At 45.1% G+C, this 11,512-nt stretch carries 10 protein-coding genes; 7 read left to right on the top strand and 3 right to left on the bottom strand.

Annotated features, from left to right (window positions below; genetic code table 11):
* Nucleotides 1–254 precede the first annotated feature (254 nt).
* The 7 genes from hinT to VEA_RS12225 all read left to right on the top strand — a co-directional run bounded on the left by hinT (nt 255) and on the right by VEA_RS12225 (nt 6,473).
* Nucleotides 255–605, top strand: coding sequence for a purine nucleoside phosphoramidase (gene hinT, locus VEA_RS12255; protein ID WP_005390611.1), 351 nt, complete (start codon nt 255–257; stop codon nt 603–605).
* Nucleotides 606–676: 71 nt separating this feature from the next.
* Complete coding sequence (locus VEA_RS12250) at nt 677–2,074, top strand: COG3014 family protein (protein ID WP_012842005.1); 1,398 nt, start codon at nt 677–679, stop codon at nt 2,072–2,074.
* Complete coding sequence (locus VEA_RS12245) at nt 2,074–2,466, top strand: YcfL family putative periplasmic lipoprotein (RefSeq protein WP_005390620.1); 393 nt, start codon at nt 2,074–2,076, stop codon at nt 2,464–2,466. Before VEA_RS12250 ends, VEA_RS12245 begins: the two co-directional genes overlap by 1 nt.
* A 66-nt stretch (nt 2,467–2,532) precedes the next feature.
* A complete protein-coding gene (gene lpoB, locus VEA_RS12240) occupies nt 2,533–3,123 on the top strand; it encodes a penicillin-binding protein activator LpoB (RefSeq protein ID WP_005378467.1) in 591 nt (196 codons plus the stop codon).
* A gap of 24 nt (nt 3,124–3,147) precedes the next feature.
* Nucleotides 3,148–4,029 carry a thiamine kinase gene (gene thiK, locus VEA_RS12235; protein WP_012842004.1) on the top strand — a complete coding sequence of 294 codons (882 nt, stop codon included), beginning with the start codon at nt 3,148–3,150 and terminating at the stop codon, nt 4,027–4,029.
* A gap of 75 nt (nt 4,030–4,104) precedes the next feature.
* Nucleotides 4,105–4,644, top strand: a complete 540-nt coding sequence (ycfP, locus tag VEA_RS12230) for an alpha/beta hydrolase YcfP (RefSeq protein ID WP_012842003.1) — start codon at nt 4,105–4,107, stop codon at nt 4,642–4,644.
* Nucleotides 4,645–5,183: 539 nt separating this feature from the next.
* A complete protein-coding gene (locus tag VEA_RS12225; RefSeq protein WP_006742157.1) occupies nt 5,184–6,473 on the top strand; it encodes an NAD(P)/FAD-dependent oxidoreductase in 1,290 nt (429 codons plus the stop codon).
* Between the two features lie 84 nt (nt 6,474–6,557).
* Here the strand turns inward: VEA_RS12225 and VEA_RS12220 are convergent, their stop codons facing one another.
* From VEA_RS12220 to mfd, 3 genes are all read right to left on the bottom strand, one after another.
* A complete protein-coding gene (locus VEA_RS12220) occupies nt 6,558–7,106 on the bottom strand; it encodes a GNAT family N-acetyltransferase (RefSeq protein WP_012842002.1) in 549 nt (182 codons plus the stop codon).
* 163 nt (nt 7,107–7,269) lie between these two features.
* The gene (locus VEA_RS12215; RefSeq protein WP_006742156.1) at nt 7,270–8,040 is read right to left on the bottom strand and encodes a peptidoglycan binding protein CsiV; all 771 of its coding nucleotides are present in this window, start codon (nt 8,038–8,040) and stop codon (nt 7,270–7,272) included.
* A 7-nt stretch (nt 8,041–8,047) separates the two neighbouring features.
* A complete protein-coding gene (gene mfd / locus VEA_RS12210) occupies nt 8,048–11,509 on the bottom strand; it encodes a transcription-repair coupling factor (RefSeq protein ID WP_006742155.1) in 3,462 nt (1,153 codons plus the stop codon).
* Nucleotides 11,510–11,512: the final 3 nt, after the last annotated feature.

Genomic DNA, 11,512 nt, shown 5'->3' with positions numbered 1-11,512 from the left:
CTCCCAAAATAGACAAGCTACCCAAGAATTTTGAGCTTACTTGGGTATAAAAATAATAATTGTCTTAAAAAAGTAACAAAATTCATTGGATTGTATTGAGTTTGTGACGCGCATTTTATGACGCACACGACAAAAAAAGCTTCGTTAATTAGCGTTTGATTAATAATGTTAAGTGAACACTGTTTTTATTGAGCTCCGCTTTTGGTTGGCGCATACTAATTGGGGTCTAATTACCTTTATAAAATGGAGTCCTCATGGCGGAAGAAACGATCTTTAGTAAAATTATTCGTAAGGAAATCCCTGCCGATATTCTTTATCAAGATGAGTTGGTGACTGCGTTTCGCGATATTAACCCGCGCACACCGAGCCATATTCTCATTATTCCGAATAAATTGATCCCAACAACGAATGATGTTGAAGCTGAAGATGAAGCAATGATGGGGCGTTTGTTCACTGTTGCTAAAAAACTGGCGAAAGAGGAAGGCATTGCGGAAGACGGCTATCGCCTGATCGTTAATTGTAACCCGCACGGTGGCCAAGAGGTTTACCATATTCACATGCACCTATTAGGCGGTCGTCCTCTAGGTCCAATGGTATTGAGCTAAGCTTTAAAAAGTGGGTGGCGCAGTTCACCCACTTCTTTTTCCTGTCGAATGACACATTTGTGGAGATAAATGTGAAACTAGGTGTAAAGCTGTTAGGGCTGATGAGCTGGGCTTTAATGGCCTCTGGCTGCGCGAATTTGTCTGCGGGCAACCTGTTTAGTCACTACAGCAACCAGAATCAAGAAGTTTATCAAGCCGTTGTTGCAGGGGAATATGCGAAAGCGAAACAACTTCAATCGAGCGAAGTGGGTGGCGAGATACTTGGCAACTTTGAAAAGGGCCGTATTTCTTTTCTTGCTGAAGATTACCCGACAAGTTTGAAAGCGCTGGAAAATGGTGATCGTGCCGTTCGTGTTCAGCAAGATCGCGCGACTATTTCTGTGTCAGAAACGGCAACGAGCGTCGGCTCTCTCGCAGTGAACGACAATCTCCAAGATTATCATCCCGCCGATTATGAACTTGGCTTTCTGCACCTTTATCTCGGGCTAAACTATTTACAGAAAAATGATTTGGAAGGGGCGCTTGTTGAAGTGCGTCGAGCCAATCAAGTTCAGGAAGCGGCCAGAAAGGCGCGTGAAAAAGAACTAAAAGCAGCAGAAAAAGACCTGAAAAAGCAAGGCATGTCTGCCAATTTAGGCAGTGTGTTGGCGAGCTACCCTGATGCTGGTAAAAAACTAAGCGCAGTACAAAACGGCTATTTGTTCTATCTTTCTGGCTTGTTATATGAAGCGTCACGAGATTTAAACAGTGCTTATGTTGATTACCGACGAGCACTCGCTGTGATGCCAGACAACAAACAAGTTGTTGAAAGCACGTTGTACGCCGCTAAGAAACTAGGCATGCGTGAAGACTTACACATGCTAGAGAAACGGTATGGTAAAGCACCTTCTGGGTTAACTCAGTCTCAAGGTCGAGTCATCGTTATTGATGAACAAGGCGTTGTGGAGGCTTTGAAAGGTTGGCGTATTGATCTACCGATTTACGACAGTCGCGATAATGGGGCCATTTATTCGTTGGCGCTTCCTTATTATCCGAATCGGGGTGCTCAACGTTTTAGCGATGTGGTTTTAAATGGTCAGGTATTGCCTTCTAGCACGCTGACTGATGTTAATGCGATGGCACAAAACGATCTTAATGAACGTCTGACTACAATGGTGATCCGTCAAGCTCTTCGCGTTTGGGCAAAAGATCGAATCCGAAAAGAGGCGGCGAAAAAAGGCGATGATGTGGGTAACATACTTTTCAATGTATGGAACACATTGACCGAGCAGCCGGATACGAGAAGTTGGCAAACATTACCAGCGCAAGTGAAAACGGCATCAAAAGTCGTGAAACCGGGAACACAAAGTTTAAACTTGGGTGATCAAACCTATCAGTTTGAAGTGCCTGCACAGCAGACTACATTGGTATGGGTATCTCGTCAGGGAACACACTCAACCGTGTGGCATAAACAGCTAGGGAGACTGTAATGAAAGCATGGCTTATTTGTTTAGCAATGGCTATTGGTTTAGTTGGATGCGCCGAAAACACGGCTGGTATTCGAATTGATGGTCAAACGCAAAAAGTATTTTTTAATGATAACGTTTTGGGTAGTCGCTTATTAGTTGACAACATCACCACCACTTACGTTGATGATCGTCCACGTGGAGTGGTGCAACTAAGCAGTAACTATAAAGGTGACCAGCACATTCTTTACCGCTTCTATTGGTATGACAATAATGGTTTAGAAGTGAATACCAAGCCTGGCCCATGGCGCAAAATGATTGTGCGAGGGTTTGAGCAAGTCACGTTATCTGAAGTTACTGTGAATCCAAATGGCACCAAATTCCGTGTTCAAATTAGAGAAGCACAAGACAATTAATCTTAACGGCTTTGCCGAAGCTGCCGCGCTAACGATGCGCTGGTATTGAAAAACTAAGGAACTCTCATGAAAAAAAGTATTATTGCTCTTTTAGGTCTTGCCGTCATTTTGGGTGGCTGTTCTAACAAAGTCTCTTACGGCGATGCGCAAGCAACAGAAACCACAACTATCGATTTTGGCTCAACAGATTTACAAAAAATCGCGGCTGAAATGGTTGATAGCATGATGATGTCGGGTTCTGTAGCAGCAATTACTCGTGATCAACGTCCTATCGTTTTTGTTGAGCGAATTAAGAACAAGACCAGTGAACACATTGACACTGAATCCATTACCGACACTATTTCTACTAAGATGCTGAACTCTGGTAAGTTCCGCTTTGTTGATATGGATCGTGTTGAGTCTGTGCGTGAACAGCTTAACTTCCAAAACACGGATGAGCTGGTTAACCAAAGCACAGCGATCCAATTTGGTAAAATGGTGGGTGCGCAATACATGCTTTACGGTAACCTATCTAGCATCGTCAAAAATGCAGGTAGCGATAAAGATGTATACTACAAGATGACCATGCGCCTAATGGACCTAGAAACAGGCTTGATTGAGTGGGCGGATGAAACGGAAATTCGTAAAGCGCAATCGAAGAGCTTATTCGGTCTTTAATCGATACTGATGGAGAAGTCATCAATGGCATGGTTTTCTTGGCAACAAGCAAAACAGTTAGATCCGAGTCTTAATGCTCTCGATGGCTTCTTTACTGAGCCTCCGGTAAAAGTTCAAACCGTTACCGGGGGGCTAACCAACCGTTGTTGGCGGTTGGAATCCTCTCAAGGCCTTGTATACATCTGGCGACCGACCAGTAATGTTTGCAAGGCTTTTTCAATTTCTCGCCACAATGAATATCAAGTTCTGAATGCTATCTCTTCATTAGAAATTGGTCCTAAGCCAGTGTTTATCCACGAGCAAGGTTTACTGGTGGAATGGATCGAAGGGCAAGCACTTTCGGATGTAGGGCTACCAGTAAGAGATTTATTATCCATTGCGGCGACCATTCATCAGCACCCGATCAGCGCGCTCCCTTTGGTTCCATTTTCTTATATTTCTCGCATCGATCATTATTGGCTTGAGCTTGATGGTCAGTATGCGGATACGGAATTTGAGGCTCTATACATGAAGTGGCGCACGGAACCGAGTGTAGCGCCGGTTCCACTAGCTCTTTGTCACTTTGACCTGGGGTGTTACAACCTCGTTCGGGGAGATAGTGGAGTGAAAGTCATTGATTGGGAGTATGCTGGTATTGCTGACCCTAGGCTTGATTTGACCTTGACTATTCAAGTCGCGGATGCGCCTGTGGAAGAGGCAGTGAAACAGTATTGCCAAATTCGAGGTATCGACGATACGTCTCTTTGGTTAAGTGGTGTACAGGCGTGGCAGCCAAGAACCCTAGTGATGGCGATGCTTTGGTATCTACTGGCCTATAAATTGTGGGGAGATGAACAATACTTAAACAGTGCGCATGAGTTGAAAGGCTCATTGTGTATGGAAGATCACTGTTTTGAGAACTCGTGATATTTTCCCCTTTAACAGTAAGGAAATAGTGGTAGTTTTAATAAAAGTACCAGATACACACAGGGAGAGGTACACATGATTATTTACTTACACGGCTTTGACAGTACAAGCCCGGGTAACCACGAAAAAGTTCTTCAACTGCAATTCATCGACGACGACGTTCGTTTTATCAATTACAGCACCCTTCACCCAAAGCACGACATGCAACACTTGTTAAAAGAGGTGTCTAAAGTTATCGATCAATCGGATGATCCAAACCCGTTAATCTGTGGGGTTGGTTTAGGTGGTTATTGGTCTGAACGAATTGGTTTTCTATGCGGTATCAAACAAGTGATGTTTAACCCGAACTTGCACCCAGAAAAAACGATGGCTGGTCGAATCGATCGCCCAGAAGAGTACGAAGATATCGCAACAAAATGTGTTGATCAGTTTCGAGCGAAAAATCAGGCGCACTGCTTGGTGATTTTATCCAAAGATGATGAAGTGCATGACAATGCGAAAACTGCAGCTGAGTTAGAAAAATACTATCAAATCATTTGGGACGAAACGCAGTCCCACAAGTTCAAAAAGATCTCTCACCATTTACAAGCGATGAAGGCATTTAAAAATACTTAAGAGTGTTTGAGTGTGAACAGTAAAGCGGCATTTTTTATCGGCTGCTTTGCTGCGACCCCCTCTTGTGAGTAGGCCGAGTCACTTTCTCTTTAAAGGCCTCATTTTCTTGGTTTAGCGCTTAGAATATTGTGTTCTCCTTACCGTTTTCTTACTTCCATCCTATGTAGCACGAATACCTTGTTGTAGAGTAGTCGAAAAGTAGTCAATCCGTACTCGTCACACGGATTTTGGTTGCCTTCAAAGTACGTCTCTATATAATGAACCAGACTAAAATAATTTGATAAATATCAAAAAAAATTGAGAGCGAGTAATAAACTTGCCCAAAAATCTCTGGCGTCGTATGCGTACCAGACAAATATGCTGATTCCTAACAAGTTATTGATAGATAAAGAATAAAATTAGGCAGCAGTTTTTAATCCAAATAAATTGAGACACCTCTAAGAACCAAGAATTCATCGGTTGGATGTATGGCACAGCATGCCTGTGAGCCATATGTCGAGCTGAACCCCATATATTCATTTTTGTAGAGGAAAATCATTGTGACACGCATTATCGTTGTAGGCGGCGGTGCTGGTGGTCTTGAGTTGGCAACTAAGCTTGGCCGAACTCTAGGTCGCAAGAACCGTGCGCAAATTACGCTAGTAGATCGTAAAGCGAGCCACTTGTGGAAGCCATTATTGCATGAAGTTGCAACTGGCTCTTTGGACGAAGGGGTGGATGCTCTGAGTTATCGAGCTCATGCAAAAAACCACAGCTTCGACTTCCAAATGGGTAGCCTTCAAGACATCGACCGCGAACGTAAAGTGATCATCTTAAGTGAGCTTAAAGATGAGCATGGTGAGCTTCTGATGCCAAGCCGCGAGCTAGAATACGACATTCTGGTCATGGCGATTGGTTCAACATCAAACGACTTCAACACTCCTGGCGTTCGTGAGAACTGTATTTTCCTAGACAGTCCAGAACAAGCGCACCGTTTCCGCACAGAAATGAACAATGAGTTCCTAAAACTGCACGCGAAAAACGGTAATGGTACGGTGGATATAGCGATTGTTGGTGCTGGTGCAACTGGCGTTGAGCTATCTGCAGAACTACACAATGCCGTTAAAGAGCTGCGTACTTACGGCTTTGGCGATCTTGACTCTAGCAAGCTGAACGTCAACCTGATTGAAGCGGGTGAGCGTATTCTACCTGCGCTTCCTCCACGTATTTCGGCTGCTGCTCATCAGGAGCTGGTGAAGTTGGGCGTAAATGTACGCACGGCAACCATGGTGACTAAAGCTGAAAAAGATGGCCTCACCACGAAAGATGGTGAGAAGATCCCGGCACAAATCATGGTTTGGGCTGCGGGTATTAAAGCACCAGATTTTATTAAAGATATCGCTGGTTTAGAAACGAACCGTATCAACCAACTGGTAGTGAAAAATACACTACAAACGACGCGTGATGATGACATTTTCGTTATTGGTGACTTAGCACAATGTACTCAGGCTGATGGTTCGTTTGTTCCACCACGTGCGCAAGCTGCGCACCAAATGGCAAGCCAAGCATTCAGCAACATCGTTGCGAAGATCAACGGACGCGAGCTGAAAGACTATGTGTATAAAGATCACGGCTCATTGGTGTCTCTAAGCCGTTTCTCTACCGTTGGTAGCTTGATGGGCAACCTAACCAAAGGGTCGATGATGGTAGAAGGCCGTATTGCACGTGTCGTTTATATCTCGTTATATCGAATGCACCTGATGGCGTTGCACGGCGTATTTAAAACCGGACTGATGATGCTCGTGGGCCGTATCAACCGAGTACTGCGTCCAAACCTTAAGCTTCACTAAGACGCCAAATTCACATCTACGCGGATTGCGCGGATGCTGTATCTTCGAAATATAAAAAGCCACCGCAAGTCGGTGGCTTTTTATTTATATTAGATCTGCCGGTAAAAGTGAGTACACAACGCCATCCTTAGGCTTACCATGAAAAATAAACCGATTTCTGGCGATGGTTTCTTTTTGTGCACCGACTGACTCAATTAAGGTTTGGCTTGCTTCGTTGTCGGGGTCACAGACAATTTCCAGTCGAGTTAAACTCAGCTTTGCAAAGCAGAATTCAGCCAAGGCTCTAACGGCTTCTTGAGCATAGCCCTGTCGTTGATAGCGGTCAGCAACCCAGTAGCCAATACTTGCCATATTAAACGTGTGATATAACTCGTTTACGGCGGCCATTCCTACTAGAGTGTTACTTTGTCGCTCATAGATACCGAAACCGAAAGCTTCTGTTTTTACCCAGTTAAGTCGGGTTGCCAACAGGAAGTCCTGTGCATCTTTCAACGTAATGTTTTGATTACACCAATCTAGCCACTGGTGTAGGGAAGGGGATTCTGCAAGCAAACGTTGTAGTAAGTGAGCTTCTTCAGAAGGGATGAGCTTGAGCGCTAAGCGGGGCGCAATGATTTCAAAATCTGGACTCATGAACTGATACGACTTCCATGTTGAGTGTAAGTAATTTGAAAACTGTCTATTTCATACTGTAACGCAGTTATTTTCCTTGCTCTGCGTTGGTTAGGAATAACTGAGGACATAACAGATAAAAACAAAGCGCAGCAAATGCTGCGCTTTGTTGAATCACTCGTGCTTATCGAACGCGACGAACTTGAATGATCATGCCCATCAATGGGTTGTCTAGGTAATGAGTCTCACTACTACGCATACGGCGTTTTTGATCCATTCGGTAGCTCTTGAGGAACTTTTCTTCTGTTATTGTAGGGGAGATTTCCGCCAAGTTACCCACTTGAACATTACCATCGACCTCACCTAAATCATCCGCCAATTGCTCGGTTGAAGTTGGTTCAAAACGCACTTCTCTAACACTTGGCTCGCGCAGGTCTAGTGTCGTTTCAGCGAATAGATAATGCTGCACGTAAATTTGGAATCGACCGTCTAGTTCATACAAAGGGCCGCTGACTGTCTCTTCACTGTAACCGTCAGTGGAAAATGTCTGAGTACTGCCATTGATTGGACTACCATCTGCATGATAAGAATCAGAGAAATCTCGTCCACCAACAATACGGAAAATTGGGGCGCTAGATTTACCTCGGTCACCTTGACGCCATGCTACGTGTTTAAGCACTTTAAACCCAGCGTGGTTGTTTAATGCTGCTTCTTGCGCATTCAGGCGGAAAGATGAGCGTGGCAGTAGTGTTACGCCTTTAGAGCGACGGTATGATTCACTCTCTAAGCTGCCGACATTTTCCATATCGATTTTTGGCAGTTGATTCGGCCAAGATTCAGTGGTGCTTTCAGCGTCGACTGCTCGCTTGAAAATGATCACTTCAATATCAAATTGACGCTGTGCCCAAGAAGGCATTGAGACACATAGAAGCAATAACGGGATCAGTATTCTCATTCGACTATTAGCTCGTTGGTAATAAATTCTGTTTAAAATCATTCAGTAAGTCTTGAACAAACTGAATGCGTTTACGTCGGTCCACCAATGGTACGCTAAACTTGAACTTAGTTGGACCTTCCATTGCAAATTTTTGCGGCTGTGATTGCAGCAGTTTAACCAAATACGCTGGATTTATGTCAGCATCAGGGTAAAACTCGATAAATCCACCCTTATCATGGGCTTCTATCTTTTTCGCTTTTAGGCTACCAGCCGAAATTTTCAATTCTGAGACAGCAAGTAAGTTCTTCGTCGCGTCTGGAAGCAGTCCAAATCGATCGATAAGTTCCACTTTGAGCTCTGAGAGTTCTTCACCACTCGTAACGCTCGCAATACGTTTGTACATCGACAGTCGTGTATTCACATCCGGGATGTAATCGTCTGGCAAGAGCGCTGGGATTCGCATTTCAACTTCAGTTTGTTCTCGAAGCAGCTCGTCCAAAGAAGGTTCTTTACCTTCTTTCAATGCTTGGACTGCTTGTTCCAGCATTTCCATGTACAGTGTAAAACCAACCGATTGAATTTGCCCACTTTGCTCGTCACCAAGCAGCTCACCAGCCCCACGGATTTCCAAGTCGTGAGTTGCTAGAGTAAAGCCTGCGCCTAAGTCTTCCAGTGAAGCAATCGCATCAAGACGCTTGATAGCATCTTTGGTCATGGCTTTTGGATGTGGCGTTAATAAGTAAGCATAGGCTTGATGATGAGAGCGTCCAACACGGCCACGCAATTGGTGCAGTTGCGCTAAACCAAGGTTGTCTGCACGATCCATAATAATGGTATTCGCCGTTGGTACGTCGATACCGGTCTCGATAATAGTTGTACACACCAACACATTAAAGCGCTGGTGGTAGAAATCATTCATGATGCGCTCTAGTTCGCGCTCACGCATTTGACCATGTGCCACGGTAATTCGTGCTTCAGGAATAAGCTTTTGCAAGTCTTCCGCGGTTTTCTCGATAGTCTCTACCTGATTGTGCAGGAAGTAAACCTGACCACCACGCATGATTTCACGCAGTACCGCCTCACGGACCACAGATTCTTCTCTTTGACGAACAAAGGTTTTGATGGCTAAACGACGCGCTGGAGGTGTCGCGATGATCGACAGATCGCGCATGCCACTCATTGCCATATTCAGTGTACGTGGAATTGGTGTTGCGGTGAGGGTAAGAATATCCACATCCGCACGCATTGCTTTGACTTTTTCTTTTTGACGAACTCCGAAGCGGTGTTCCTCATCAACGATCAACAAACCTAAATCTTTGAATTTAATGTCGCTCGAAAGCAGCTTATGCGTACCAACGACAATATCGACTTTACCATCTGCAACGTCTTGCAAAATGACTTTTTGTTCTTTGGCCGATTTAAAACGAGACAGTACTTCAACTCGGATTGGTAAGTTGGCAAAACGGTCACGGAAGTTTTCGAAATGCTGCTGAGCAAGCAGAGTTGTCGGTACGAGAACGGCGACCTGTTTACTGTTATCCGTTGCGACAAATGCTGCGCGCATAGCGACTTCTGTTTTACCAAAGCCCACGTCACCACACACTAGGCGATCCATCGCTTTTGCTTGGCACATGTCTGACAAGACGGCATTGATGGCCATCGCTTGGTCATCCGTTTCTTCAAATGGGAACGTTGCTTTAAACGTTGCGTATTGCCCACGATCTAGCTCAAATTTGAAGCCTGGTTTTAATTCTCGTTTAGCGTAAACATCCAGCAACTCGGCCGCGACATCACGCACTTTTTCTGCCGCTTTACGACGTGCTTTTGCCCAAGCCTCGCCACCCAATTTATGCAGTGGTGCACTTTCTTCAGCACCGCCTGAATAACGGCTAATAAGGTTTAGTGATGAAACTGGTACGTAGAGCTTGGCATCGTTTTGATACTCAAGGGTGACGTATTCCGTTTTCATGCCACCGGCTTCAAGTGTTTGTAAACCGATGTAGCGGCCAATACCGTGATCAATATGAACCACGGGTTGACCGGGTTTTAGTTCCGCAAGGTGGCGAATAACGGTGTCACTGTTGACTGCTTTTTTATCTTTGCGGCGTCGCTGGATAACGCGGTCACCAAGTAGATCACTTTCACAGATCAGAGCGAAGTTCAGCTCTTCGTGAATGAAACCATGCTCTGCAGCGCCTAAGATCAAACTGAAGCGGTCACCCGAATCTAGAGCTTGGTAAAGTGAGCCATGTACGACTGGGCGAACTTTGATGCCTTGCAACAGTTCCGTTAGTGCTTCACGACGACCTTCTGACTCTACCGAGAAAACAATTTTGCCGCTGAATTGCTCACTGAATTGACGAAGACGCGAAAGCGGTTCTTTATTTTGTTGCTGAACGCCAAGCTCGGCTAACGATTGTACTGGTAGGTTTTGACGACCAGCACGCTTAACCACTTTCTCTAGGCTCAATTGAGCCATAGGGAGCTGTTTTAGTTGGCTGAAGAGTTCGTCTTTTTTCAGCCAAAGTTGTTCAGGAGTCAAAAGAGGACGTAGTGGATCAACTTTTTTCTGGTCGTACCGATATTCGACATCGGTTAAGAAAGTATCGACCGCAGATTCAATATCACCATATGTGATGACTTGAGAGTCTTCTGGCAAATATTCAAATAAAGTCTCGGTATGGTCAAAAAACAGCGGTTGCCAATACTCAATACCCGGGGGCCAAGTGCCTTTGGTCACTTGCATGTAGATCGACTCTGGCTCTCGGCGTGCTTCAAATTGGGTGCGCCAACGTGTACGAAAATCCTCAATCGCTTCTTTAGTGGTTGGGAACTCATGCGCAGGCAGCAATTGGATTTGCTGAATATCGTCGATAGAGCGTTGGTTCTCTGGATCAAACGTGCGAATGGTATCTATTTCATCATCAAAGAAGTCGATGCGATACGGGTCATCGCTGCCCATAGGAAAGAGATCCAGAATCGACCCACGGCTCGCGTATTCACCTGGCCCAAATACTTGGTCTACGTGGCGGTAGCCCGAATTTTCAAGTTGTACACGTAGTTTCTCAAGCGAGAGTCGATCACCAGTTTTCACCATTAAAGTGTGTTGCAACAGAAAATCACGTGGCGATTGGCGTTGCAATACTGTACTGACCGGGACGATGGTTATGCCATTACGTTGGCTTGGCAGTTGGTATAGGCGCGCGATACGTTCAGAGATGATTTCTTGATGCGGAGAAAAGTTATCGTAAGGCAGCGTTTCCCAATCAGGGAACAGGCTTACTGTTTGGTCGGTGAATTGTTCAATCTCCGCTTGAAGCTTTAAAGCGATTTGCGGGTCAGGCACGATGAGTAGCGAGTGACTCGAATGCTGCTTGGCTAGCTCAGCAATAGCTAGAGGTAGAGCCGCGCCCGGTAAATTACCTAGCTGTTTTTTGTCGCCACGCTCAGAAGGATTGGTGACGGAAAGAATCGTTGCTTTTGTCATAGG

The organism is Vibrio antiquarius (assembly GCF_000024825.1).
Lineage (GTDB): Bacteria > Pseudomonadota > Gammaproteobacteria > Enterobacterales > Vibrionaceae > Vibrio > Vibrio diabolicus.
Note: the sequence above shows the minus strand (reverse complement) of the source record. Positions and strands in the feature narration are given on the sequence as shown.

Excerpts from the sequence above, each read along its gene's own strand:
- hinT (WP_005390611.1), top strand. The coding sequence starts at position 255 with ATGGCGGAAGAAACGATCTTTAGTAAAATTATTCGTAAGGAAATCCCT.
- lpoB (WP_005378467.1), top strand. The coding sequence starts at position 2,533 with ATGAAAAAAAGTATTATTGCTCTTTTAGGTCTTGCCGTCATTTTGGGT.
- thiK (WP_012842004.1), top strand. The coding sequence starts at position 3,148 with ATGGCATGGTTTTCTTGGCAACAAGCAAAACAGTTAGATCCGAGTCTT.
- VEA_RS12245 (WP_005390620.1), top strand. The coding sequence starts at position 2,074 with ATGAAAGCATGGCTTATTTGTTTAGCAATGGCTATTGGTTTAGTTGGA.
- ycfP (WP_012842003.1), top strand. The coding sequence starts at position 4,105 with ATGATTATTTACTTACACGGCTTTGACAGTACAAGCCCGGGTAACCAC.
- mfd (WP_006742155.1), bottom strand. The coding sequence starts at position 11,509 with ATGACAAAAGCAACGATTCTTTCCGTCACCAATCCTTCTGAGCGTGGC.
- VEA_RS12220 (WP_012842002.1), bottom strand. The coding sequence starts at position 7,106 with ATGAGTCCAGATTTTGAAATCATTGCGCCCCGCTTAGCGCTCAAGCTC.
- VEA_RS12215 (WP_006742156.1), bottom strand. The coding sequence starts at position 8,040 with ATGAGAATACTGATCCCGTTATTGCTTCTATGTGTCTCAATGCCTTCT.